The organism is Streptomyces sp. NPDC006309, assembly GCF_040613095.1.
GTDB lineage: Bacteria > Actinomycetota > Actinomycetes > Streptomycetales > Streptomycetaceae > Streptomyces.
This window is the reverse complement of the sequence record NZ_JBEXRO010000033.1, coordinates 46,602-70,372: the sequence shown is the minus strand read 5'-3', so window position 1 is coordinate 70,372 and position 23,771 is coordinate 46,602. Positions and strand designations below refer to the sequence as shown.

Here is a 23,771-nt window from a genome sequence, read left to right as displayed (position 1 = left end):
GGGGAGAGCGCCGCTTCGTCGGCGAGGCCAGGGCATCCGGCGTGCGGTGGCCGACCGGGCCGTAGGTCACCGTGGGAGGCCGGGGGAGAGCGCCGCTTCGTCGGCGAGGCCAGGGCATCCGGCGTGCGGTGGCCGACCGGGCCGTAGGTCACCGTGGGAGGCCGGGGGAGAGCGCCGCCTCGTCGGCGAGGCCAGGGCGTCCGGCCCGGCCGGGGACGGCCGGCCGGGCCGTAGGTCGCCGGGGGCGGTGTCGGCCGGTCGCACGGGATCGGGCCTCGGATCCGGCCGTGACGCGGGCCGAGTGGCGCGGCACTCGTTGTGGGCCGGGGCGGCGGCGGCCCTGGCTCCGTCGGCGGCGGCGTGCCCGGCGAGCCGCCGTCCCGGTGGCTCGGTCACCCCGCCCCGCGGGTGGACGCGGCCCGCCGTCCCGTGCGTCGCGCGGGCGGCGGGGCGGTGCTGGAGCGCACGACCAGGCGGGTGGGGACCAGGGTCGTCCCGTGTTCCGGCCGGTCGTCGCGGATCTGCCGCAGCACGCTCTCCACGCACAGCCGCCCCACCGCGCCGAAGTCCTGGTGGACGGTGGTCAGCGGCGGGATGAAGGACGCCGACTCCGGGATGTCGTCGTATCCCACGACGCTGACGTCCTGCGGAACCCGGCGCCCCTTCTCGTGCAGGGCGCGCAGCAGGCCCAGGGCCATCTGGTCGTTGGCGGCGAAGACGGCCGTGCAGTCGGGGTCGGCCGCCAGGGCCAGGCCGGCCCGGTAGCCGGACTCCGCGGACCAGTCGCCCCGTACCGGCGGCGGCACCGTGCGCCCGGCCTCCTCCAGCACCTGACGCCAGGCGTCGGCGCGGCGCTGGGCGGCGAACGAGCCGTCGGGGCCCGCCAGATGCGCCACGGTGGTGTGGCCGAGGTCGAGCAGGTGCCGTACGGCGGCGCGGGTGCCGCCCGCCTGGTCGGTGTCGATCACGCTGTAGTGGTCACCCGCGTCCGAGTCGACGACCACCAGCTGGACGCTGGGCGGCAGGCTGAGGACGGCGGCGTCCAGGAGGTGCACCTCCATGATGACGATGATCCCGTCGACGGCCAGCTCGCCGAGCCGGGTGAAGGCGCCGCGCACGTCCGTCTGCCTCGGCGCCGCCACCGGTATCAGCGTGATGGCGTACCCCTCCTCGGCGGCGGAGGTGGCGATCGCCTCCAGGGTGCGCACGTTGCCGGTGGTGGAGAGGGTGAAGAGGATGACGCCGAGCGTGCGGAACTCCCCGCTCTTCAGGGCCCGTGCGGCGCTGTTGGGGCGGTAGCCGAGGTCCCTCATGGCTTGCAGGACGCGCTGCCGGGTCGACTCGACCACGTTCGCGTGGCCGTTGGAGACGCGTGAGACGGTCTGTGAGGAAACGCCGGCGGCCCGGGCGACGTCGGCCATGGAGACGCTCCGCCGCCGGTCGCCCGCCGGCCGCCGACGAGGCTGCCCGGCCTGGTCCGCGTCGCTCACGTCCTGGTGCACGATTGCCCTTCCTGTGGTGCCGGCCGCGCCGCGGGGCCTGCGCGCGGCGGATCTGCTCGAGAGTAGCGCGCGACGCCGCTCCGGCCCTGCTCACAGCACTGTTCGCGCCGCTGTTCGCGGCGCCGCGCCCGGCGCCGCGAGCCGGGGCGCACGTTCTCTCTCCCGAAGTATTGACGCTGCCGACCGGGAATGTAAGCATCGGGCCACCGGTGATGTTTGCGTAAACATGAGACAGTGCCGGTGGGGCCCGTTCTGCCGTGCGACGGCTCGGGCCCCCGCACCCACGACGACGCGAGGATGCAGCATGACCGTCATATCGCCGCCGGCCGCGGGCGGCCCTCCGCCCGCAGCCCGAAGGCGCGACCGCCGCGGCCTGGCCGGCTGGGGTTTCATCGCCCCCTTCATGACCGTCTTCGCCCTGGTCTTCCTCGCCCCGATCGCGTACTCGCTCTATCTGAGCCTCTACCGCACCCGGTTGATCGGCGGGACCGCCTTCGTCGGCCTGGACAACTACCGGCAGGCGCTGCACGACGACCAGTTCTGGGCCTCGCTCGGCCGGGTCTCGCTCTTCCTGTGCGTCCAGGTGCCGGTCATGCTCGGCATCGCCCTGCTGGTGGCGCTGGCCCTGGACAGCGGCCGGCTCTACGGCAAGGACTTCTTCCGCATCGCCATCTTCCTGCCGTACGCCGTGCCCGCCGTTGTCGCCACCCTGATGTGGGGCTTCCTGTACGGCACCCGTTTCGGGCTCGTCGGCGACATCGACGACGCGCTCGGCGTCTCGCTGCCCGACCCGCTCTCCCCGCACCTGGTGCTGGCCTCGATCGGCAACATCGTCACGTGGGAGTTCGTCGGCTACAACATGCTGATCTTCTACTCGGCGCTGCGGGTCGTCCCGCACTCCCTCTACGAGGCCGCCGAGATCGACGGCGCCGGGCAGTTCCGCGTCATCACCGCCATCAAGATGCCCGCCATCCGCGGCGCCCTCGTCATCGCCACGATCTTCTCCATCATCGGCAGCTTCCAGCTCTTCAACGAGCCGAGCATCCTCCAGCCGCTGGCGCGCAACGCGATCACCACGGACTACACCCCCAACTACTACACGTACTCGCTCTCCTTCTCCGGACAGCAGCACAACTACTCCGCGACGGTCGCCATCGTCATGGGGCTGATCACCATGGTCATCGCCTATGTCGTCCAGACGCGCGGCATGCGCAAGGGAGCGTGAAGCGGCGATGGCCACTCCTGTCACCACCGTCCCCGACCGCTCGGCGGCCACGTCGCCCGGCGTCCCGGGTGCCCCGCCCCGGCTGCGGGCCGGCCGCCGGCACACCCCCGGCAGACCCCGGCGCAGCGTCCTGCTGACGCTGCTCACCGGCCTGGTCCTGCTCTACAGCCTGCTGCCGCTGGTCTGGCTGGTGATCAGCGCCACCAAGTCCCAGTCGGGGCTAACCCATTCGTTCGGCCTGTGGTTCGACGGGCACTTCGCGCTGTGGGACAACATCGTCCAGACCTTCACCTATCACGACGGCGTCTTCGTCCGCTGGCTGCTGAACACCCTGCTGTACGTCGTCCTGGGCGCGGGCGGTGCCACCCTCCTCGCCGTCCTGGGCGGTTACGCGCTGGCCAAGTTCTCCTTCCCCGGCAGGCGCGCGGTGTTCGCCGTCGTCATCGGCGCGGTCGCGGTCCCGGGTACGGCCCTGGCGGTGCCGACCTTCCTGATGTTCAGCAACATGGGGCTCACCAACACCCCGTGGGCCGTGATCATCCCGTCGCTGATCTCACCGTTCGGCCTGTATCTGATGTGGGTGTTCGCCTCCGAGGCCATCCCCACCGAGCTGATGGAGGCCGCCCGCATCGACGGCGCCGGCGAGGCCCGCACCTTCTTCACGGTCGCCCTTCCGCTGCTGGCGCCCGGCATCGTCACCGTCCTGCTGTTCAGCATGGTCGCCACCTGGAACAACTACTTCCTGCCGCTGATCATGATCAAGGACCCGGACTGGTATCCGCTCACGCTCGGCCTGAACAGCTGGAACGCCCAGGCCGAGACGGCCGGCGGGCAGCCCGTCTTCCACCTCGTCATCACCGGCTCCCTGATCACCGTCCTGCCGCTGATCGCCGCGTTCCTGCTGTTGCAGAAGTACTGGCAGTCCGGCCTCGCCGCCGGAAGCGTCAAGGAGTAGCCCCCTCCGGCCACTGCCGCCCGTGCGCTCCCGCGGTCACCAGCGGGACCCGCGGTACGCACCACCGAGCCCCCACGCCCGTACGGGCCCCGCCCGCACACCCCCCTTCCCCCTGCCCCTGCGACCCTCCCCGTCGGTCACGGTCCCGGCCATGCTCCGGCCACGAAGAAGTGGAAGCACGACCATGCTCAAGCACTCCCGCCGCCTGCTGCGCGGCATCGGCCTCGTCAGCGCCCTAGCCCTGGGAGCGACCGCCTGCGGCGGTTCCGACGACGGGGGACCGAGCCGCAAGGCGGTCTCCGAGGCGGACATCCAGGCGGCCCTGAAGAAGGGCGGCACCCTCACCGTCTGGGCGTGGGAACCCACGCTCAAGCAGGTGGCGGCCGACTTCGAGAAGGCGCACCCCAAGGTCAGGATCGACCTCGTCAACGCGGGCACCGGCAACGACCAGTACAAGGCGCTCCAGAACGCCATCTCGGCGAAGAAGGGCGTCCCGGACGTCGCGCAGATCGAGTACTACGCGATGGGCCAGTACGCCCTGACCAAGGAACTCACCGACCTCAAGGCGTACGGCGCCGACAAGCTCGCCGCCAAGTTCACCCCCGGCCCCTGGAACGGCGTCAGAGCGGGCGGCGACGGCGTCTACGGCCTGCCGATGGACTCGGGCCCGATGGCGCTGTTCTACAACAAGAAGGTCTTCGACAAGTACAAGATCAAAGTCCCCACCACCTGGGACCAGTACGCCGACGCGGCCCGCACGCTGCACAAGGCGAACCCCAAGGCGTACATCACCAACGACGCCGGTGACGCCGGCTTCACCACCAGCATGCTGTGGCAGGCCGGTTCGCGTCCCTACACGGTCGACGGCACCAAAGTGAAGATCGACTTCTCGGACGCGGGTGCCCGCAAGTACACCGGCACCTGGCAGAAGCTCCTCGACGACAAGCTGGTCTCCCCGATCACCAGCTGGTCCGACGAGTGGTACAAGGGCCTGGACGACGGCACCATCGCCACCCTCGCCATCGGCGCCTGGATGCCCGCCAACCTCGCCTCCGGCGCGAAGGCCGCCTCCGGTGACTGGCGTGTCGCCCCGCTGCCGCAGTGGACCCCGGGCGCCAAGGCCTCCGCCGAGAACGGCGGCAGCGCCCTGGCCATGCCCGAACTCGGCAACAACGAGGCACTGGCGTACGCCTTCCTGGAGTACGCCGACGCCGGCAAGGGCGTGCAGACCCGCGTGGCTAACGGCGCGTTCCCGGCCACCACTTCGCAGCTGCACTCCAAGGCGTTCCAGGACACCGCGTTCCCGTACTTCGGCGGGCAGCAGGCCAACAAGGTCTTCGCCGACTCGGCCGCGAACGTCGCCGACGACTGGTCCTACCTGCCGTACCAGGTCTACGCCAACTCCATCTTCAACGACACCGTCGGCAAGGCCTACGTCTCCGGCACCAGGCTCTCGGCCGGCCTGAAGACCTGGCAGGACGCCTCCGTCAAGTACGGCAACGAGCAGGGCTTCACCGTCAGCACCGGCTGACCCGCGCCTCCGCCCGGCGGCGCCGCCCGGACCGGCCGGCGCCGCCGCCCGCACCCCATGCACCCGGAAGGAACAGCATGCGCCCCGCCCCCCTGTCCCAGCTGCTGCGCGGCCGGGGAGACAACGCCTCTCCCCGCTTCGCCTACGGCGCCGACTACAACCCGGACCAGTGGCCCCGGCAGGTCTGGGAGGAGGACGTCGCGCTGATGCGGCAGGCCGGTGTCACCATCGTCAACCTCGCCGTCTTCTCCTGGGCCCGCATCCAGCCCACCGCCGGTACCTGGGACTTCGGCTGGCTCGACGAGATCATGGACCTCCTGCACGACGGCGGGATCGCCGTCGACCTGGCCACGGCGACCGCCTCACCGCCGCCCTGGCTCACCACCGCCCACCCCGAGATCCTCCCCGTCACCGGCCACGGCGAGACGGTGTGGCCCGGAGCCCGCCAGCACTGGCGCCCCACCTCCCCGGTCTTCCGCGAGCACGCCCTGCGCCTGACCCGGGCCATGGCCGAACGCTACGCCGCCCATCCCGCCCTGGCCGCCTGGCACATCTCCAACGAGCTGGGCTGCCACAACGTCTACGACTACTCCGACGACGCCGCCCGCGCCTTCCGCGCCTGGCTGCGGCACCGCTACACCACCCTCGACCAGCTCAACCACGCCTGGGGAACCGCCTTCTGGTCCCAGGGCTACAGCGACTGGGAACAGATCCTGCCGCCCCGCCTGGCCGCCTCCCACCCCAACCCCACCCAGCAGCTGGACTTCAAGCGGTTCTCCTCCGACGCCCTGCGCGAGCACCTGCGCGCCGAACGCGACGTCCTGCGCGCCGTCACCCCCGACGTGCCCATCACCACGAACTTCATGGTCATGGGCGAGACCAAGGGCATGAACTACGCCGACTGGGCCGCCGAGGTCGACTTCGTCTCCAACGACCACTACCGCACCCCGGGCCCGCAGTCCCTGGACGAACTCTCCTTCTCCGCCAACCTCACCGGCAACCTCGCCGGCGGCCGGCCCTGGTACCTGATGGAACACTCCACCAGCGCCGTCAACTGGCAGCCCGTCAACCTCGCCAAACGCGCCGGTGAACTCGTCCGCGACTCCCTGCTGCACGTCGCCCACGGCGCCGACGCCGTCTGCTTCTTCCAGTGGCGCCAGTCCGCCGCCGGCGCCGAGAAGTACCACTCCGCGATGCTCCCGCACGCCGGACCCGACAGCGACCTCTTCCGCTCCGTCACCGGCCTCGGCGACACCCTGCGCCGCCTCGCCCCCGCCGCCGGAGCCCCGCGGGAGACGGCCCCCGTCGCCGTCCTCTTCGACTGGGACTCGTGGTGGGCCAGCGAACTCGACTCCCATCCCACCTCCCGGCTCCGCTACCGCCAGGAAGCCCTCGACTGGTACACCGCCCTGCTCAACGTGGGCGTACGCGCCGACGTCGTCCCCGCCGGCACCCCCCTCGACGGCTACCGCATGGTCGTGGCCCCCGTGCTGCACGTCGTCCCCGCCACCCTCGCCAAGGAACTCACCCGCTACGCCGAGAACGGCGGGCACCTGGTCACCACGTACTTCTCCGGCATCGTCGACGAGAACGACCACGTCTGGCTGGGCGGTTACCCCGGCGCCCTGCGCGACCTGCTCGGCATCCGCGTCGAGGAGTTCGGGCCCCTGCCCGACGGCGAGCAGGTCACCCTCGACGGCGGCCTCACCGCCGACCTGTGGACCGACCGCGTCACCGTCACCGACCCCGCCACCGACGTCCTCGCCCGCTACACCGGCGGAGAGCACGCGGGGCGTCCCGCCGTCACCCGCCGCACCAGCGGCCAGGGCTCCGCCGCCTACGTCTCCACCCGCCTCGGCCCCGCCGGACTCACCGCGCTCCTGCCCGCCTTCCTCACCCACGCCGGCATCCGCAGCGAGCTGCCCGAACAGGCCCGGGGCCACGTCGAACTGGCCGTGCGCACCCGCGACGGCGACCGCTACCTGTTCCTCGTCAACCGCACCGACGAGCCCGTGCCCCTTCCCGGCGTCGCGGGTGGCGTCCTGTCTCCCGGCCCCGCCCACGAGGACGGCACGCTGGTCCTGCCCCCGCGCGCCGTCACCGTCCTGCACCAGCGGACCTGACCCCGGCCGGCCGGGCGCCGGCGGGGAGTCGGACCGCGGGACCGGGAGGACGCTCCGGCGGCCGGGTCAGTCAGGGCCGGTCCCGGCCGTGCGGTAACGGGGAGCCACTCGGGCGCCGGAGCCGCCGCGCAGGCCGCGTTCCGCGGCCGACAGGCGGGCCACCGCCTCGGCGTCCGGCAGGCCCGGCACGCACACCACCTCCCCGTCGTCCAGCGCCGCAAGCGACGCGGTGACGACGTCGGCCGCGGGCATGCCGCCCTCGTCATGGACCCGGGCCTCACCCGCGACCGGCTCCTCGCCGGTACCCAGATGGAACTCGGTCGCCGTGAGTCCGGGGCAGACGACCTGGACCCGTACGCCCGTGCCGGCGAGTTCGGCGGCCAGCGTCCGGGAGAACGTCACCACGTACCCCTTGGTGCCGCCGTAGACGGCCCGCCGGGGGAGAGGCCCGGGCGGCAGGTCGCCGGCGAACGCCAGCAACGAGGCCACGTTGACCACCGCGCCCCGGCCACGCCGCACCATGCCGGGGACCGCCGCCCGGGTGAGGACCGTGGGCGCCACGACGTTCACCTCCAGCACCTTGCCCAGCAGCGCCGGATCGACCTCGGCGAACGGCCCATAGCCGTTGATGCCGGCGTTGTTCACCACCAGGTCCACGTCCTCGCCGGCGGCCCGCTCCGCGACCCGGGCGAGATCCGCCGGCCGGGCCAGGTCCGCCACCAGCGTCTCCACCTCCACCCGGCTGTCCCGGCGGAGCCGCCGCGCGAGGGCGTCCAGCCGCTCCGCACGCCGGGCGACCAGCACCACGTTCCGGCCGCGTTCCGCCAGCCGGCCCGCGTACTCCTCACCGATTCCCGAGGAGGCCCCGGTCACCAGGGCCGTTCCGGGTGTCCTGTCCGCTGCCATGGGCTCGACCCTTCTGCCGCGGGACTGACTGCTCGACCGCTCACCGGGGCCGTGCCGGGGCCCTTCCGTGATCGCCGGCCGGGTGTCCAGGCGCACTACGGGCGAAACACCGGTCACCGCGAACGGACCCCGGAGCACCTGGGGGAGGCCGGCGCCGCGAGCGTGTCACCGCCCGGCCTGGGCACTCGTCCGCCATGAACGACAGCTCACTTCCCCTGGCCGACCGCACGCTGTTCGCCCTCGCCGAAGGGTACGCATGGCTCCCCAACCGGATGCGGGAGACCTCGGACGACGTCCTGCGGACCCGGCTGCTCGGTCAGCAGGCGATCGCCGTACGCGGACCGGACGCCGTGCGCTTCTTCTACGACGAGCGGCACGTGCGCCGCGACGGCGCGATCCCCGAACCCGTGCGCGGCACCCTGTTCGGACACGGAGCGGTGCACACGCTCGACGGCGAGGCGCACCGCGCGCGCAAGTCGCTGTTCCTGCCGCTGCTGCACCCCGACGCGGTGACCGGCCTGGTCCAGGAGGTCTCCGCCGCCTGGGAGGAGGCCGAGCGTTCCTGGTCCGCCGCCCCTGCGCCCGTCGTCCTGTTCGACGAGGCCGGCGTGATCCTCACCCGTGGTGTGTGCCGCTGGGCCGGGGTCCCCCTGGAGGACGACGCGGCGCGGGCGCTGGCCGGCGACCTCCAGGCCATGGTGGACGGCTTCGCCACGCTGGGGCCGCGCCACTGGCGGGCCCGGCGCGCCCGCGGCCGGCAGCAGGCGCGGCTGGCCCGGCTGGTGGAGGACGTCCGCGCCGGGCGCCTGCCCACACCCCCGGCGCCGGACGGGGTCCTCGCCCGCGTGGCCGGGCACCGCGACGCCTCCGGCGGGCTCCTGGACGCCAGGACGGCAGCGGTGGAACTGCTCAACGTCATCCGCCCGACCGTCGCCGTCAGCTGGTTCGTCGCCTTCGCCGCGCACGCGCTGCACCGGTGGCCCGGGACCCGCGAGCGCCTGCGCGCCGGTGACACGGCGTACGCGACGGCGTTCGCGCACGAGGTCCGTCGCTTCTACCCGTTCGCGCCGTTCCTCGGCGGCCGTGCCGTGCGGGACCTGACCTGGCGGGGCGTGCCGATCCCCGCCGGTGCTCTGGTCCTGCTGGACGTGTACGGGCAGAACCACGACGACAGGCTCTGGAAGGACCCGTACGCCTTCCGCCCGGAGAGGTTCGTCGGCCGTCCGCCGGGACCGGACGAACTCATCCCCCAGGGCGGCGCCGATCCGGCGGAGGGGCACCGCTGCCCGGGTGAGCACATGACCATCGGGCTGCTGGAGGCCCTGGCCTTCCGCCTGGCCCGGCTCACCTACACGGTCCCCGAGCAGGATCTGACGATCGCGCTGCGACGCATTCCCACGCGCCCGCGCAGCGGCTTCGCCCTCACGGACGTGCGCGTGCCGGCCGACCGCATCGTCGACGCCTGAGCGGCCCGGACGCGTCCCGACGGCCGGGTCACGGCGGGCCGACGCCCGGACCCCGGAGCGCTGCCATCGGAGGGTAAAGCGCCCCCGGTGCGGGAGCCGGCGGCGTCGTACGGGTACGGGCAACCGGGGCCGGTGAGCGCTCATCGCGCGGTCGTGCCGGCGTGAACGTGTGGAGGAGAGCCCATGGCAGTGAACAAGGTCCGCGACATCATGACGGCCGCACCGGTGGCGGTGGGACCGCAGACCCCGGTGGTGGACGTCGCCCGTCTGATGCGGGACCAGGGCATCGGTGTCGTCCTGGTCGCGGAGGACGAGACGCTGCGCGGACTGGTCACCGACCGGGACCTGGTGGTGCGCGTGGTGTGCGAGGGCGGCGACATCGCGCAGCGCAGCGTCGCCGAGGCGTGCAGCGAGGACCTGGTCAGTCTCTCGCCGGACGACGACATCAACCGGGCCGTCGAGCTGATGCGCGAGCACGCCGTGCGGCGGCTGCCGGTGGTCGAGGACGGCCGTCCGGTCGGCATCGTCTCCCTCGGGGACCTCGCCGTCGAACGCGACACCGACTCCGCCCTGGCGGACATCAGCGCCACGGAGCCCAACGAGTAACGGAGCGTCGCCCGTCCCACGACGCGGGCGGCGGGCCGTCCGCCCTCACACAGGCGCGACGTTCAGGGCCGGTGGGCCCGCGCCCCGTCCGGGGCGAGGCGGCCCCGCGCCCGCCGCCGAACGCCGGCCCGCCCGTGGCCCGTTCCGCCGCGGCCCGGCCCGCCCGTGGCCCGTCCACCCGCCGCGACCCACGGCACATCGGATGCCCGTCGACCACTCGCGGCGCCGCTGCTGGCACACTGATGCCTGTCATCGGCGGTGGCAGGGACGGTGCCGTCCGAACTGTGGTCGTACTGTGCGGCACGACGGGTGAGGGTGGGCATGGAGCACACATCGGACGTGGACATCGCGCTGGACCGTGACGTATTCCTGCGGACGCTGGTGCGCGAGCTGGCGACGGCGCTGGAGTCGGTGATCGGCCTGGAGGAAGCCTCGGGGTACATCAGCGTGGTCGGCCAGGCGGTCGGCACGCAGATCGACGAGATGTACCTGAAGGCCCTCGGTGTGGACCGGCTCAGCGCTGAGCAGGTCGCCGAGGCGCTGGTGGACCTCAAGCGCCGCATCAAGGGCGACTTCCACGTCATCGAACAGGACGCCACGAAGATCGTCCTGGGCAACCGGGTGTGCCCGTTCGCGGAGAAGGTGGTCGGCCGGGAGTCGATGTGCATGATGACGTCCAACGTCTTCGGCACCGTCGCCGCCCGTAACCTCGGCTACGCGCGCGTGGAACTCGAGGAGACCCTCGCCCGAGGCGACGCGGGCTGCCGGGTCGTGGTGCACCTGGTTCCGGACACCAGCGTGGAAACCGCCGCCGGCCGCGAGTACTTCGGCGATCCGTCCGTCACGCCATGAGCCTTGGCCTGTTCGGGGCCATCACCAGACTCCTGCCCCACCCGGTACTGCTGTGCGCGGCCGACGGCCGCATCCTGGCCGCCAACCCCGCGGCACACAGAAGCGACAGCCGGCTCACCCCGGGCGCCTGCCTGTTCGACGTGGACGGCACGGACGCGCAGCTGCTGCGTGCCCACCTGGCCACCTGGCTGCGCAGTGGCAGCCCGGTACCCGGCGCCCTGACCGTCAAGGACGCCGACGGCCGCCTGCGCCGGTTCCGCTGCCACGGGGCACGCGCCCAGTGGTGGGACGGACCGCTTCCCGCCGCCCAACTGCACCTGGTTCCCCTGGACGGAGCCGACCAGTTCGTCGTCCTCAGCCAGCAGGTCTCCGCCCTGAACCGGGAACTCGCCTTCCGCCGCTCCCTGGAGGCCGAACGCGCCCGCCTGCTGGCCGCCGAACAGGCCGCCCGCGGCCGGCTCCAGCACCTCTACACCCTGACCGCCGCCCTGGCCACCGCGGTCACCGTCACGGAGGTCTCCCGCGCGGTCCAGGACGCCGCGCTGCCCGCCCTGGGCGCCACCGCCGTCGAACTCCGCCTGCACTCCACGCGCCTGGTACCGCCCCTCCAGCCCGGCGAACACCCCTCCCCGGCCGCCGCCGACTGGACCGACCTGGACCACCCGGCCCCCGCCGCCGCCCCGGCCCCGCCCCGCGCGCCGTCGGCCGCGGAGCCGCCGCTGACCCTCCCGCTGGAGGCGGACGGCACCCACCTGGGCCTGCTGGTCATCCACGGCGCCGACCCGGGCGCCGCCCCGGAACACGCCGTCGCCGTGGCCCAGCAGATCGCCCAGGCCCTGCGCCGCGCCGGACTGCACGAACACGAGCACCAGGTCGCCGAACGCCTCCAGCGCAGCCTGCTGCCACGCCTGCCGGTCCTCCCCGGCCTCGCCGCCGCCACCTGCTACGCCCCCGGCGGCGACCTGCTCTCCGTCGGCGGCGACTGGTACGACGTCTACGACGTGGACGCCGATCACATCGGCCTGAGCATCGGGGACGTCGCCGGGCACGGACTGCGCGAGGCCACCGTCATGGCGCAGATCACCGCCGCCCTGCGCAACATCGTCCCCCGCTACGGCGCCCGGCCCACCTCGGTCCTCGACGAACTCAACGCCTTCCTGGGCCGCTACCACCCCGGCCGGATGGCCACCGCCTGCTACCTCGTCTTCCACCGTCCCACCCGCACGCTGGCCTACGCCGCCGCCGGGCACCCGCCGCCCCTGCTCGTCCACGCCGACGGCACCAGCACCTACCTCGACGGGGCCGTCAACCCGCCGCTGGGCCCCGTCCACGGCTTCCGCTACCGGCAGGCGGCCCGCACGCTCGCCGAGGACGACACCCTCCTGCTGTACACCGACGGGCTGGTCGAACGCCGCCGCGAGGTCATCACCGTCGGGCTGGAGAGGCTGACCGCGTGCGCGCGCGTCGCGGCCGGGCTCGGCCTCGCCGAACTCTGCGACCGCTTCCTGCACCACCAGCCCGACGCGGCCTTCCCCGACGACCGGGCCCTGCTCGCCGCCCGCTTCCCCCCGGCCTGACCCGCCGCAGCGTGCGCCCCGCGCCGACGGGCCGACGGGCCGATGGTCCCTTCGGCCCACTCGGGCCATCGCCACCCGGCTGTCGGCCGGTGTCGTCCCGCCCCTCCGGTGACCTCGCCCCGCGGGGGCCGGACCGGGAACCCCTGCGGGTGACCGGGGAGGGCCGGGTGACCGCCGCCACCTGCGCCCTCGGCCGTCCGCGGGCGTTCGCTCCGCCGGCGGCGCGGAAGCCCGCCGAACGGGGAGACTTGCGGCCCCTCCTGCCGGGACGTCCGCCCCGCCCCGGCCGACACCCTGCGCGACGCGACCGGTGTCCGCTTCACCACCCTGCCCGTGCGGCCGGACAGGATCCGGGTCCGCCTCGCCCGGGGGGCGGACGGTTCCGGGTGAGGGACACGAGGAGACGGCCCCTGATGCGGCGGGAGGGCGGCCTGCGCGTCAGTACATCGCCGTGGCGTGCCGGTCCCTGCCGACGAGGCCCGCGACCGTCAGGGCGGCCCAGCCCAGGGCGCTGACGGCCGCCCCGGCACGGCGGACGCGGCCGGGCAGGACGGGGCCCAGGAGCAGGGCGTCACCGACGTCCGAGGCGATGCGCAGGGTGGTGGCCGTGACCAGGGCCGGCCCCTGGGGGGCGACGAGCATCGCCAGGCCGGTGGCGGCGTCCCGCCAGGCCAGCGGGCGCAGGACCATCGCGGTGTGCGGACCCACCTGGCCGTCCGGATCCACCAGCCCGCAGGGGCGCGCCAGCAGGCCCGGCCGGTACGCGGTGGCGATCCCGTAGGCGCAGGTCGCCGCTCCGATGGCCCTCAGCAGTCCGGTCCGCATCGTCAGCACCTCCACAGCCGGTGTGCGCGCTTCCCCGCGCACACCGGCGAGTACCCACACCCGCGCGACCGCCACGCCACCCCCGCACCGGGTCGGCCGGCACACCGGGCGGCGTGGACGTCAGAGTTCGGTTCCGGTGTGCTCGTCGATGCCCGCGCGGGCCCGGTAGGCGCGCACCAGCTCCGGGGCGGCCGGTCCCCGTGGCCGGCGTCCCGCACGGATGTCGACGGCGAACGCCTTGGTCTCCTGGATGTGGGTGTTGGGGTCGAGAGCCATGTGCAGCAGTTCGTTGGCCGCGTCCCCCGTGGTGTAGCCGTTCGGTCCCCAGTGGTAGGGGAGCCCGACCTGGTAGAGACGGCGTCCGTGCACCGTGAGCGGCGGCACGCGGTCGGTCACCAGCACCCGCGCCTCGATGACTCCGCGCGCGCTCACGATCGTCGCCCAGCCGGTGTGTTCCAGTCCGCGTTCGGCGGCCAGTTCCGGCGACACCTCGCAGAAGAACTCGGGTTGCAGTTCCGCCAGGTAGGGCTGCCAGCGGGACATGCCGCCCGCGGTGTGGTGCTCGGTGAGCCGGTAGGTGGTGGCCACGTACGGGAACACCTCCGAGCCGGGTTCGGTGCCGCTGGGCTGGTAGCGGTTGTCGGGGTGCGGCGGCAGCAACTGCCGTACCGGGTTGCGCTGCCGGCCGTACAGGAGGTTCGGGTACGGCGAGTCCTGCGGTTCGTAGTGGGTGGGCAGCGGGCCGTCGGTGAGCCCCGACGGCACGTACAGCCACGCCTTGCCGTCCGCCTGCATGACGAACGCGTCGGTGCCCGACAGGGCTTCCGGGCCGGTCGCGTCCGGAGGCGGCTGGTACCGGGGTGACTTGTCGGCCTTGAAGTCCGGGATGTCGTGCCCGGACCACGAGCCCTTCTCCTCGTCCCACCACACCAGTGCCTTGCGCTCGCTCCACGGCTTGCCGTCCGGGTCGGCCGAGGCGCGGTTGTACAGGATGCGGCGGTTGGCGGGCCAGGCCCAGCCCCACTCGTTGGCCACCCAGTTCTGTTCCTTGCCGGGTTTGCGGCGGGCCGCCTGGTTGATGCCGTCGGCGTAGACCCCGCAATAGATCCAGCAGCCGCAGGCGGTCGAGCCGTCGTCCTTCAGCTGCTCGTACGAGGTGAGCGGCTCTCCCTGCGCGTCGTAGCCGTTGATCTCGGCGAGGACGGCCTCCGCCTCCGGTTCGGCGTGTTCCCCCTTCGTGGGATAGTCCCAGGTCAGGTCCAGCACCGGCCGGTCCATCTCGTCGGTGGACGCGGCGAGCTTCTCCCGGATGATCCGGCCCAGGTGATAGGCGAACCACAGGTCGCTGCGCGCCTCGCCGGGCGGCTCGACCGCCTGGTGGTGCCACTGGAGCAGCCGCTGGGTGTTGGTGAAGGTGCCGTCCTTCTCGGTGTGCGCGGCGGCCGGCAGGAAGAACACCTCGGTCCCGATGTCCTCGGTGCGCAGCTCACCGGTCTCGATCTCCGGGCCGTCCTTCCACCAGGTGGCCGACTCGATCAGCGAGAAGTCCCGGACGACCAGCCAGTCCAGCTCGGCCATGCCGAGGCGCTGCATCTTGGCGTCGGCGGAGCCGACCGCGGGGTTCTCGCCGATGAGGAAGTAACCCTTGCAGATCCCGTCCAGCTGGGCCATCACCGTCTCGTAGGTGGAGTGCGAACCCGTGAGCCTCGGCAGGTAGTCGAAGCAGAACTCGTTCTCCTCGGTGGCCACCCCTCCCCAGTACGCCTTGAGCAGGCTGACCAGGTAGGACCGCATGTTGCCCCAGTAGCCCTTGTGCGCCGCCTCGGCCGCCACGAAGGTGTCCAGGGTCTCCTGCCGGTGGGCGTGCCGCATGGGGATGTAGCCCGGCAGCAGGTTGAACAGCGTGGGGATGTCCGTCGAGCCCTGGATCGAGGCGTGCCCGCGCAGGGCGAGGATGCCGCCGCCGGGCCGGCCGATGTTCCCCAGGAGGCTCTGGAGCACGGAGGCGGCGCGGATGTACTGCACGCCGGTCGTGTGCTGCGTCCAGCCGACCGCGTAGGCGAACGCGGTGGTCCGCTCGCGCCCGGAGTTGTCCGTGACCAGTTCGCACACCTGGCGGAAGATGTCCTCGGGAACCCCGCAGATCTGCTCGACCATCTCCGGGGTGTACCGGGCGTAGTGCCGCTTGAGGACCTGGAACACACAGCGCGGGTGGGTGAGCGTCTCGTCCCGCTCGGGCTCGCCCTCGGGGATCGCCGCGCCGCCGGAGCCGTGGGACTCGCCGCGCGCGGCGTCGGTCACCGTGCTGCCGCCGTCGGTGCGCTCCTCGTACTCCTGGTCACGCTCGCCGGAGGCGGCCTGGACCTCCGTGCCCGCGTACTGCCAGGTCTCGTTGTCGTAGCTCCGGGTGTCGGGGTCCAGTCCGGAGAAGACGCCGTCGAGATCCTCGGTGTCGCGGAAGTCCTCGCTCAGCACCATGGGGCCGTTGGTGTAGGCGACCACGTACTCGCGGAAGGACTTGTCGTTCCGCAGGACGTAGTTGATGATCCCGCCGAGGAACGCGATGTCCGTGCCCGCGCGCAGCGGCACGTGCACGTCGGCCAGCGCGCTGGTGCGGGTGAACCGCGGGTCGACGTGGATCACCTTCGCGCCCCGCGCCTTGGCCTCCATCACCCACTGGAACCCGACCGGATGGCACTCGGCCATGTTCGAGCCCTGGATGACGATGCAGTCGGCGTGCTGGAGGTCCTGCTGGAAGGTGGTCGCGCCGCCGCGTCCGAACGAGGTTCCCAGACCGGGAACGGTGGAGGAGTGTCAAATGCGCGCCTGGTTCTCGATCTGGATCGCTCCCAGCGCCGTGAACAGCTTCTTGAGCAGGTAGTTCTCTTCGTTGTCGAGTGTGGCCCCGCCCAGGCTCGCGAAGCCCAGGGTGCGCCGGGTGCGGGTCTCGTCGACCTCCCACTGCCAGCCGGTCCGGCGCGACTCGATCACCCGGTCGGCGATCATGTCCATCGCCGTGCCGAGGTCCAGCCGCTCCCAGTCGGTGCCGTGCGGGCGCCGGTACAGGACATGGTGCTCGCGGGCGTCGCCGGTGGTCAGTTGCAGGCTGGCGGCGCCCTTGGGGCAGAGCCGGCCGCGCGAGATGGGGGAGTCGGGGTCGCCCTCGATCTGGGTGACGCGCCCCTCCTCGACGTACACGTTCTGGCCGCAGCCGACCGCGCAGTACGGGCAGACGGACTTCACCACCCGGTCCGCGGAGGCGACCCGCGGGCGCAGCCGCTCGCTGGCGCCGCTCTTGGCCGCGGCCCCCCGGCCCAGGGGGTCCGTCCCCTTCAGCTGGCGGTAGACCGGCCAGGAGTCGATCCAGGTGCGTACACCCATCACGCCCGCCTTTCCCGTCGTACTCGATGCGGCCGCGGGTACCCGTCCGCCCGCCGTTCAGTCACCCTCCGTCCTGTGCCGATTGTTCCGCAGGCGGGCGGGCACGGCATCCGGAGGCGGAACGGCCGCCCGGCGGCTCCCGGGCGGCCGTCCCGCCTCCCGGCAGGCTCGCCGGTCAGGCATCGTGGGACCGCGCGGCCCGGCGCATCTGGGCGTCGCCGTGGGCCCGCGTCCGCAGCCAGTCGCGTACGGCCGGTTTGCCGGTCGGGTTCTCCGCCGCCGGGTTCACCAGGTGCTGGGTGGACTCCCGGGGCATACCGGGGCGGTGCTGTTCCTCGGTGGTGAGCGTGTCACCGCCGTCCGCGGGCAGCCCGGTGGCGATCAGGAACGCCCGTCCCGCCGGTATGCCGAGGCGGCGCCCGGCCTCCTCGTAGCCGAGACCGTCGGCCAGCAGCCGCCGCACCTGTTCCTGCGTGGGCATGGCACCGGTTCCCTTTCTCCCCTCCTCACCACGGCAGCGGGTACCCGCCGTGACCGAGCCCGAACTGCGCACACCGCCTCACGGAGCGCCGCCGTCCCCCTCCCGCCGGTGCCGGTCGTGCCAGGCGAGGGCGCGCCGGATCTCCGACTCGTGGAGGCCGGTGCGGCAGGCCAGCTCCACGAGGCCGAGAGCCGGGGGACCGCTGGTCAGAACCCGGGTGATCTTCGCGGCCCAGAGCTCCTCCCGCACGAACGGGCGGCGCCGGTACTCCTCCCGCAGACGTTCGAGATGCTCCTCGCCGCAGGCGGTCAGGAGGCGGAGGCCGTCGAACCAGTCGAGGGTGGCGTGCGCGGAGGAGGAGTCCGGTACGTATCCGCGCACGGCCTCGTCGGCGGCGATGACCGCGGCGCACAGGTCGCACAGGTCGCACAGCTCGACGCGCCGCGCGTCCTTCCGGCGCCTCCTTCCGAGCTTCCACATCGGGGCTCCAGCGAACGGTGAGGTGAGGGGCGGGTGAGACGAGGAGCGGGTGAGGCAGCAGCGGGTGCGGCGAGGGGCGGCTGGCCCCGGCCGGCGGAGGTCATGACTGCCCGCCCCGCGCTTTCCCGACACACCCGGCCGGCCATGCTCACCCCCGGGCCGACGCCCCGTCACCGAGCCGCAGGATCCGCGCGGGACGGGTGTCAGCCGGTGCTTCGCGGGCACTCCGCCCTGCGGTGTGTCTGCTCGCGGAACCTACGGGCCCGCCCGTAGTGTCCGCCAATGGCCCGGCCCCGACGCGAGACGGGAGTGATCGGATGGTTCTGAGGTGTCCTCACGCAGCGGCAGGGCGGTCGTATCCCGAGCGCCGCCCGCGGCCCCGGACCGCTGACCCGGCGGGCAGGCCGACGCGGTGAGACAGCGTCACATCTTCGGGGACGTCTTCGCACTGGAGTCGGTCGTGGCGGGCGTGGTGTTCGTCGTCGTGCTGGCCGTGTTCGGCTACGCCCTGTCCCGGCGGCGTGCCTCCCGGCGGGTGACCGCGTCCCAGCGGGCGGAGCGGCCACGGCTGGAGGCCTACTACGTCGGCGTGCTGGGCGCCTTCGCCGTGTTCCTGGTGGCGTGGACGGCGTGGCAGAACCACCGCGAGCACCAGGCCGCCGACCGCCCGCCCGTACGCGTCGACGTCACCGGCTTCCAGTGGTGCTGGACCTTCGCCTACCCCCGGGCCGCCGAGCGGCCCAGCGTCTCCGGCACCTGCCGGGGCGGTCACCTGCCGACCCTGGTGGTGCCTACCGGCCGCCCCGTCCGGCTGCGCCTGACCTCCCGTGACGTGATCCACTCGCTGTGGATCCCGGACCTGCGCTACAAGATGGACGCCTTCCCCCACCACGTGAACACCTTCACCTTCACGATGGACCGGCAGGGCCGCTGGCTGGGCAAGTGCGCCGAGTTCTGCGGGGAGCGGCACTACGAGATGCACTTCTGGGTCAGGGCGGTGTCGCCCGAGAAGTACGACCGCTGGCTGCACGGCGGCGGACAGGGGGCCGCATGACATCGGCGCCGCCCGGCACCGTGCGGGAGACCACGGGCGAGCCGGTTCCGCCCGGCAGCTGGGCGGGCTGGGTGACGAGCACCGACCACAAACGGATCGGGCTCCTGACCATCGGCACCTCGCTCGTCCTGTTCGTGCTGGTGGGCATCCTCGCGCTCATCATGCGGACCCAGCTCGCACGGCCCGAACAGCACCTGGTCGACGCCCACACGTACAACCAGCTGTTCACCATCCACGGTTCCGGCATGATCTACATGGTGCTCACGCCGTTCGCCATCGGGATGGGCGTGTACCTGGTGCCCCTCCAGATCGGCGCCCCCGGCATCGCCGTTCCCCGGCTGACACTGCTGGGCTACTGGCTCTACGTGTTCGGCGCGGTCGTCATGCTGGCGGGCTTCGCCACCCCGAGCGGCGCCCACGGCGACGGCTGGTTCTCCTACCCGCCGATGGCGGACAGCGTCCACTCGCCCGGCGCCGGCCCCGACCTGTGGATCGCCGGGGTCTTCCTCGCGACCACCGGAACCATCGTCATGGGCTGGGCGGTCCTGTGGACGGTGCTGCGCAAGCGCACGCAGGGCATGACCATGCTGCGCCTGCCGGTGTTCTCCTGGTCGATGATCGCCACCTGCCTGATGGTGATCGGCGCGTTCCCCGCCCTGCTGGCCGCGCTGGTCCTGCTCGCCGTCGGACGCGCCGACCCGTCCGTCTTCGCCTCGAACACCTGGAACATCGGCTACCAGCACCTGTTCTGGTTCTACGGCCACCCCGTGGTCTACGTGATGTTCTTCCCCTACCTGGCGGCGGTAGCGGAGGTGCTCGCCGTCTTCTCCGGGCGCCGCTTCTTCGGCTACACCGGCACCGTCCTGTCGCTGCTGGTGTTCGCCGCGCTGTCGATGAGCGTGTGGGGCCACCACATGTTCGCCACCGGCCAGGCGGCCAACGACTACTACTCGCTGACCTCCATCGCCCTGCTCGTCCCCGCCGGTGTGGAGTACTTCGGCATGCTGGGCACCCTCCTCGGCGGACGCCTTCGGTTCCGTACACCGATGCTGTTCGCCCTCGCCTTCGTCCCGCAGTTCCTGATCGGCGGGCTGACCGGCATCATGGTCGGCACCCCGGTGATCGACTACCACGTCACCGACAGCTACTTCGTCGTCGCCCACCTGCACTACGTCCTGTTCGCCGGCAGTGCCTTCGGGCTGTTCGCGGCGGTGTACTTCTGGTTCCCCAAGGTGACCGGCGTGATGTTCGACGAGCGCGGCGGCCGGCTGCACTTCTGGCTGCTCGGGGTCGGCACCAACCTGACGTTCCTGCCGATGTTCGCCCTCGGCTACGAGGGCATGCCGCGCCGCGTGGTGACGTACGCGGCGTTCGACGGGTTCGCCCTGATGAACCTGCTCTCCAGCATCGGGGCCGCCTTCCTCGCCGCCGGTACGGCCGTGTTCGTCGTGAACATCCTGTGGACCCTGCGCCGGCGCGCACACGGCCGCGCCGAACCGGCCCCGGACGACCCGTGGGAGGGACACTCCCTGGAATGGGCGACCACCTCGCCGCCGCCCCGGTACAACTTCACCCCCGAGCGCCCCGTTCCGCCGATCACGAGCTTCGCTCCGCTGTTGGACCTGCGCCGGCGGCGGGAGGGGGCGGGGGAGGGGAGCCGGTCGTGAAGCGCCACCTGCCGTTCGTGGTCGTCGCAGGCTGGGGTGTGCTCAACGCACTGCTGCTGGCGGTGCTCGCGGTGTACGGCGAGAGCGCGCTGGTGTACTGGCTGTGGGGCGGTGCCGTGCTCGGCATCGAACTGGCCGGCGTGCTCGTGCTGCTGTCGTCCCGCTGGGGACCCGAGCAGCACGTCCGCTACCGGGTGCCGGACCGCGGTGCCGCCGCCGCGCTGCCCGCCGGGCTGGGCTGCGCGCTGGTGGCCCTCGCGTTCGTCTACGGTCCGTGGCTGCTGGCCCTCGCCATCCCCCTGCTGGGCGTCGCGGTGGCCCTCGCCGTGCGCGGCACGACGGCCCGGGAGGAGTGACCGCCGTGACCGGAATGGACCACTCCGGGCACATGACGCAGCTGTCGTCCGTGGCGCTCATGGCCTGGTCGGGGCTCACCCTCGCCGCCGTGGTGCCGGGCGTCATGCGGCTGGTACGCCGTAGCCCCTTGTGGGAGTGGATCAGCCTGCCCCCGGGCGTCGCCCTGCCGTTGCTCGTCCTGCTGCACACCTGGGCGGTCCTCGGCGGCCCGGCGGGCCTGACGCCCACCGCGGGACCTCTCGTGACGGAGCCGCCGCTGCTCGCGGGCGCCGTGCTGTTCTGGGTGCCGGTCGTGGCCCGCACCCGGCACCGCCTCAGCGACCCGGGCCGGTGCCTGTACCTCTTCCTGGCCGCCCCGCTGCTCGACCTGCCCGCGGTCGGCGTCATCGCCACCGGGCACTCGGCGGAGGGCATCGCCATGATCGTCGGCATGCTGCCGCTGAGTGTCACCGCCGCCGGCGTCACCTGGTCCTGGGTACGGCGGGAGGAGCGGCTGGCCGCGGCGGCCGACGCCCTGGCGCCACCTGCCCCCGGAGGCGAACCGCGCCTCCCCTGACCCCCGGCGGCACGGGCGGACCACAACTATGTCGCGAGGCCGACGGCCGGCGTCGCCCCATCCCGCGCCAACGGGTTCCCGCGTCAGGCCCCGGGTTCGCCTGTGCCGGACCCGGTGGTCCCGGATCCGTCCGTGCCGGGCCCGGTCGAGGCGGGGAGCGAGCGGGCTGCCAGCCGTTCCCGCTGGGGCACGACCGTGTACCTGGGGTCCTCGGCCGAGGCCACTCCCGCGTGGAAGATCCCGAACCGCAGGGCCGCGGAACCGGCCAGCAGCGCCGCACCCGCCACCGCGGCGGACACCCGGCTCCGCCCGCCGGCGCAGGCCCCCAGCGCGGTACCCCCGACGGTGAGCGCTTCCGCGGCGCGCAGCAGCGCGTGCGGCCTGCCCCGCTCCAGCGGCTCGGCGGCCAGCCCCGTCCGCCGCTTCATCAGCTGGAACGAGCCCAGTTCGAGCGCGGCGCCGAGAACGGCCAGGCGGCGCGCCGGACCGGTCTGCCCCGGCGGCACGCAGGCCAGCGCCAGCCCGGCCGCCGCGGTGGCGCCCGACCCGGCGAAGACGAACGGCATCTCCCGGTGCCCCTCGTGCCACGACGGCACGGCGGTGTCGGAGATCAGCACGGCGGTGTACGTGGCGACGGCCGGCCCGAGCACGGCGGCGGACGCGGTCGCGGCGGCGCCCACCAGGCGGTACCGGCCGGCGACGTCGGTCGCGGCGGCAGCCAGGGCCAGCGGCGCGTAGCCCATCAGCAGCCACGACCCCACACTCATGGGGGAGGTCGGCTTGAACACCCGGAGCATGTTGAGGAAACGGGCGGGCCGGCCCAGGTCGTGCACCAGCGCCACGAGGGAGAGGGAGATCGCGCCCGCCGCCCCGGTCTTCGCCGTCCGGGCCAGTGCGGGCCGGCCGGTGACGTGCGCCCCGGCGCCCAGCAGCGACGACGCGCCGGCGAGTCCCCCCAGGTAGAGGTAGCCCGCGATGTCCAGGGGTTTCCAGGTCGGCTTGTTCAGGATCGGCTTGCCGTAGTACGAGGAGAACTCGGCGTCGGGCACCATCGCCCGCTCACCACGCCCACGCCCGCGCCCGCCGCGCCGTCGGCGTCCCGTATGCGCGCCGGTGAGGGCGTCGCGCCCGGGGCGTGCGCCCTCCACACCGTCCCGGGTGACATCGGAACCGGTCATCGCGGCCTCCTGACGAAGCTGGCGGCGGCCAGCGCGGCGAGCGAGACGGCCGCCGCCGCCGCGTGCCGCCACATGGCCGGCAGGTCACGGGTGGTCACGACCGGGTCGGGCGGCAGACCGTAGACCTCCGGCTCGTCCAGCAGCAGGAAGAACGCCCCGTCGCCGCCGACGCCGTCCCCGGGGTCCTCGCCGTACAGCCGCGCGTCCGTGACCCCGGCCGCGTGCAGCTGGGCGACCCGGGCGGCGGCCCGGTCCCGCAGTTCGTCCAGCGGGCCGAACTGGATGGAGTCGGTCGGACAGGACTTGGCGCAGGCCGGCTCCATGCCCACGCCGAGACGGTCGTAGCACAGGGTGCACTTCCACGCCCGCCCGTCGTCCTGGCGCTGGTCGATGACGCCGTACGGGCAGGCGGGGACGCAGTAGCCGCAGCCGTTGCAGATGTCCTCCTGGACGACGACCGTGCCGAACTCGGTGCGGAACAGCGAGCCGGTGGGACACACGTCGAGGCAGGCGGCGTGCGTGCAGTGCTTGCACACGTCCGAGGCCATCAGCCAGCGCAGTTCGGTGCGGCCGTCGGGGGACACCGGGGAGATCTCCCCGGCGGGGGCGCCGGCGGGGGCCGCACCCGGCGGGGGAGTGGTGGCCCCCGGGCCCGGCGAGGCCGGACCGGTGCCCAGGGCGGACGCGGCGGCGAACACGTCGACGTCCTCGTGCCCGACCCCGGGCTCCTGCCCGCCGAACGGCTTGCGCTGCTCGATGAAGGCGACGTGCCGCCAGGTGTCGGCGCCGAGACGTTGCGTATTGTCGTACGACATGCCGGTGAGTTCGAGGCCGTCCTCGGGGACGGCGTTCCACTCCTTGCACGCCACCTCGCACGCCTTGCAGCCGATGCACACCGAGGTGTCGGTGAAGAACCCCATGCGGGGCGGGGCGTCGGCGTACCCGGCCGCCCGTGCCACGTCCGGCTGCGGACCGGTGAGCAGGTTCTCCCGCGACGCGGGCCCGTCCTCCCGGGCCGCCCGTGCGGCGGTGTCGTCCGTCATGCCCCG

General features: G+C 73.1%; 20 protein-coding genes. 12 read left to right on the top strand and 8 right to left on the bottom strand.

Features of this window, described 5'->3' with window-relative positions:
• Positions 1-392 precede the first annotated feature (392 nt).
• Complete coding sequence (locus tag ABZ117_RS30910) at positions 393-1,421, bottom strand: LacI family DNA-binding transcriptional regulator (protein ID WP_356825512.1); 1,029 nt, start codon at positions 1,419-1,421, stop codon at positions 393-395.
• A 385-nt stretch (positions 1,422-1,806) separates the two neighbouring features.
• Here ABZ117_RS30910 and ABZ117_RS30905 point away from each other — a divergent pair, with 385 nt between their 5' ends.
• The 4 genes from ABZ117_RS30905 (at position 1,807) to ABZ117_RS30890 (ending at position 7,336) form a co-directional block, all read left to right on the top strand.
• Entirely contained in the window at positions 1,807-2,727 is a 921-nt protein-coding gene (locus ABZ117_RS30905) for a sugar ABC transporter permease (RefSeq protein ID WP_356825498.1), read from the top strand.
• 7 nt (positions 2,728-2,734) lie between these two features.
• Positions 2,735-3,682 (top strand): carbohydrate ABC transporter permease, encoded by a 948-nt coding sequence (locus tag ABZ117_RS30900; RefSeq protein ID WP_356825496.1) that lies wholly within the window; start codon positions 2,735-2,737, stop codon positions 3,680-3,682.
• Positions 3,683-3,866: 184 nt separating this feature from the next.
• Positions 3,867-5,213, top strand: a complete 1,347-nt coding sequence (locus tag ABZ117_RS30895) for an extracellular solute-binding protein (RefSeq protein WP_356825494.1) — start codon at positions 3,867-3,869, stop codon at positions 5,211-5,213.
• Positions 5,214-5,290: 77 nt separating this feature from the next.
• Entirely contained in the window at positions 5,291-7,336 is a 2,046-nt protein-coding gene (locus ABZ117_RS30890) for a beta-galactosidase (RefSeq protein WP_356825492.1), read from the top strand.
• Between the two features lie 66 nt (positions 7,337-7,402).
• On the opposite strand, the gene ABZ117_RS30885 is transcribed toward ABZ117_RS30890, so the two are convergent.
• On the bottom strand, positions 7,403-8,242 hold the full coding sequence (locus tag ABZ117_RS30885; protein WP_356825490.1) for an SDR family oxidoreductase: 840 nt from the start codon (positions 8,240-8,242) through the stop codon (positions 7,403-7,405).
• A 194-nt stretch (positions 8,243-8,436) separates the two neighbouring features.
• Here ABZ117_RS30885 and ABZ117_RS30880 point away from each other — a divergent pair, with 194 nt between their 5' ends.
• The 4 genes from ABZ117_RS30880 to ABZ117_RS30865 all read left to right on the top strand — a co-directional run bounded on the left by ABZ117_RS30880 (position 8,437) and on the right by ABZ117_RS30865 (position 12,743).
• Positions 8,437-9,708, top strand: coding sequence for a cytochrome P450 (locus ABZ117_RS30880; RefSeq protein ID WP_356825488.1), 1,272 nt, complete (start codon positions 8,437-8,439; stop codon positions 9,706-9,708).
• A gap of 183 nt (positions 9,709-9,891) precedes the next feature.
• Positions 9,892-10,314 carry a CBS domain-containing protein gene (locus ABZ117_RS30875; protein ID WP_356825486.1) on the top strand — a complete coding sequence of 141 codons (423 nt, stop codon included), beginning with the start codon at positions 9,892-9,894 and terminating at the stop codon, positions 10,312-10,314.
• A 321-nt stretch (positions 10,315-10,635) separates the two neighbouring features.
• A complete protein-coding gene (locus ABZ117_RS30870) occupies positions 10,636-11,166 on the top strand; it encodes a methanogen output domain 1-containing protein (protein ID WP_356825484.1) in 531 nt (176 codons plus the stop codon).
• On the top strand, positions 11,163-12,743 hold the full coding sequence (locus ABZ117_RS30865) for a SpoIIE family protein phosphatase (protein ID WP_356825482.1): 1,581 nt from the start codon (positions 11,163-11,165) through the stop codon (positions 12,741-12,743). The genes ABZ117_RS30870 and ABZ117_RS30865 overlap by 4 nt, the downstream gene beginning before the upstream one ends.
• A 438-nt stretch (positions 12,744-13,181) precedes the next feature.
• Here ABZ117_RS30865 and ABZ117_RS30860 read toward each other — a convergent pair whose 3' ends face one another.
• From ABZ117_RS30860 to ABZ117_RS30845, 4 genes are all read right to left on the bottom strand, one after another.
• Positions 13,182-13,568, bottom strand: coding sequence for a hypothetical protein (locus ABZ117_RS30860; RefSeq protein WP_356825480.1), 387 nt, complete (start codon positions 13,566-13,568; stop codon positions 13,182-13,184).
• A 120-nt stretch (positions 13,569-13,688) separates the two neighbouring features.
• Positions 13,689-16,949 carry a formate dehydrogenase gene (gene fdh / locus ABZ117_RS30855; protein WP_356825478.1) on the bottom strand — a complete coding sequence of 1,087 codons (3,261 nt, stop codon included), beginning with the start codon at positions 16,947-16,949 and terminating at the stop codon, positions 13,689-13,691.
• Positions 16,950-17,124: 175 nt separating this feature from the next.
• Complete coding sequence (locus ABZ117_RS30850; RefSeq protein WP_356825476.1) at positions 17,125-17,430, bottom strand: hypothetical protein; 306 nt, start codon at positions 17,428-17,430, stop codon at positions 17,125-17,127.
• 78 nt (positions 17,431-17,508) lie between these two features.
• Positions 17,509-17,910, bottom strand: coding sequence for a hypothetical protein (locus tag ABZ117_RS30845; protein ID WP_356825474.1), 402 nt, complete (start codon positions 17,908-17,910; stop codon positions 17,509-17,511).
• Positions 17,911-18,322: 412 nt separating this feature from the next.
• Here ABZ117_RS30845 and coxB point away from each other — a divergent pair, with 412 nt between their 5' ends.
• From coxB to ABZ117_RS30825, 4 genes are read left to right on the top strand one after another with little or no spacing between them, the layout of a single operon-like run.
• Complete coding sequence (gene coxB, locus ABZ117_RS30840) at positions 18,323-18,964, top strand: cytochrome c oxidase subunit II (RefSeq protein WP_356825472.1); 642 nt, start codon at positions 18,323-18,325, stop codon at positions 18,962-18,964.
• Positions 18,961-20,631, top strand: coding sequence for a cbb3-type cytochrome c oxidase subunit I (locus ABZ117_RS30835; protein ID WP_356825470.1), 1,671 nt, complete (start codon positions 18,961-18,963; stop codon positions 20,629-20,631). The genes coxB and ABZ117_RS30835 overlap by 4 nt, the downstream gene beginning before the upstream one ends.
• Positions 20,628-20,987: a hypothetical protein gene (locus tag ABZ117_RS30830; RefSeq protein ID WP_356825468.1), complete on the top strand. Its 360-nt coding sequence runs from the start codon at positions 20,628-20,630 to the stop codon at positions 20,985-20,987. Before ABZ117_RS30835 ends, ABZ117_RS30830 begins: the two co-directional genes overlap by 4 nt.
• 14 nt (positions 20,988-21,001) lie before the next feature.
• Positions 21,002-21,544, top strand: coding sequence for a hypothetical protein (locus ABZ117_RS30825; protein ID WP_356825510.1), 543 nt, complete (start codon positions 21,002-21,004; stop codon positions 21,542-21,544).
• An 83-nt stretch (positions 21,545-21,627) separates the two neighbouring features.
• On the opposite strand, the gene nrfD is transcribed toward ABZ117_RS30825, so the two are convergent.
• Positions 21,628-22,722: an NrfD/PsrC family molybdoenzyme membrane anchor subunit gene (gene nrfD, locus ABZ117_RS30820; protein WP_356825466.1), complete on the bottom strand. Its 1,095-nt coding sequence runs from the start codon at positions 22,720-22,722 to the stop codon at positions 21,628-21,630.
• Complete coding sequence (locus ABZ117_RS30815) at positions 22,719-23,765, bottom strand: 4Fe-4S dicluster domain-containing protein (protein WP_356825464.1); 1,047 nt, start codon at positions 23,763-23,765, stop codon at positions 22,719-22,721. The genes nrfD and ABZ117_RS30815 overlap by 4 nt, the downstream gene beginning before the upstream one ends.
• Positions 23,766-23,771: the final 6 nt, after the last annotated feature.

Coding starts and splice junctions, on each gene's coding strand:
- ABZ117_RS30870 (WP_356825484.1), top strand. CDS start 10,636: ATGGAGCACACATCGGACGTGGACATCGCGCTGGACCGTGACGTATTC.
- ABZ117_RS30860 (WP_356825480.1), bottom strand. CDS start 13,568: ATGCGGACCGGACTGCTGAGGGCCATCGGAGCGGCGACCTGCGCCTAC.
- nrfD (WP_356825466.1), bottom strand. CDS start 22,722: ATGACCGGTTCCGATGTCACCCGGGACGGTGTGGAGGGCGCACGCCCC.
- ABZ117_RS30815 (WP_356825464.1), bottom strand. CDS start 23,765: ATGACGGACGACACCGCCGCACGGGCGGCCCGGGAGGACGGGCCCGCG.
- ABZ117_RS30885 (WP_356825490.1), bottom strand. CDS start 8,242: ATGGCAGCGGACAGGACACCCGGAACGGCCCTGGTGACCGGGGCCTCC.
- ABZ117_RS30825 (WP_356825510.1), top strand. CDS start 21,002: ATGGACCACTCCGGGCACATGACGCAGCTGTCGTCCGTGGCGCTCATG.
- ABZ117_RS30895 (WP_356825494.1), top strand. CDS start 3,867: ATGCTCAAGCACTCCCGCCGCCTGCTGCGCGGCATCGGCCTCGTCAGC.
- ABZ117_RS30910 (WP_356825512.1), bottom strand. CDS start 1,421: ATGGCCGACGTCGCCCGGGCCGCCGGCGTTTCCTCACAGACCGTCTCA.
- ABZ117_RS30905 (WP_356825498.1), top strand. CDS start 1,807: ATGACCGTCATATCGCCGCCGGCCGCGGGCGGCCCTCCGCCCGCAGCC.
- ABZ117_RS30875 (WP_356825486.1), top strand. CDS start 9,892: ATGGCAGTGAACAAGGTCCGCGACATCATGACGGCCGCACCGGTGGCG.
- ABZ117_RS30835 (WP_356825470.1), top strand. CDS start 18,961: ATGACATCGGCGCCGCCCGGCACCGTGCGGGAGACCACGGGCGAGCCG.
- ABZ117_RS30845 (WP_356825474.1), bottom strand. CDS start 17,910: ATGTGGAAGCTCGGAAGGAGGCGCCGGAAGGACGCGCGGCGCGTCGAG.
- ABZ117_RS30865 (WP_356825482.1), top strand. CDS start 11,163: ATGAGCCTTGGCCTGTTCGGGGCCATCACCAGACTCCTGCCCCACCCG.
- ABZ117_RS30900 (WP_356825496.1), top strand. CDS start 2,735: ATGGCCACTCCTGTCACCACCGTCCCCGACCGCTCGGCGGCCACGTCG.
- ABZ117_RS30850 (WP_356825476.1), bottom strand. CDS start 17,430: ATGCCCACGCAGGAACAGGTGCGGCGGCTGCTGGCCGACGGTCTCGGC.
- ABZ117_RS30890 (WP_356825492.1), top strand. CDS start 5,291: ATGCGCCCCGCCCCCCTGTCCCAGCTGCTGCGCGGCCGGGGAGACAAC.
- ABZ117_RS30880 (WP_356825488.1), top strand. CDS start 8,437: ATGAACGACAGCTCACTTCCCCTGGCCGACCGCACGCTGTTCGCCCTC.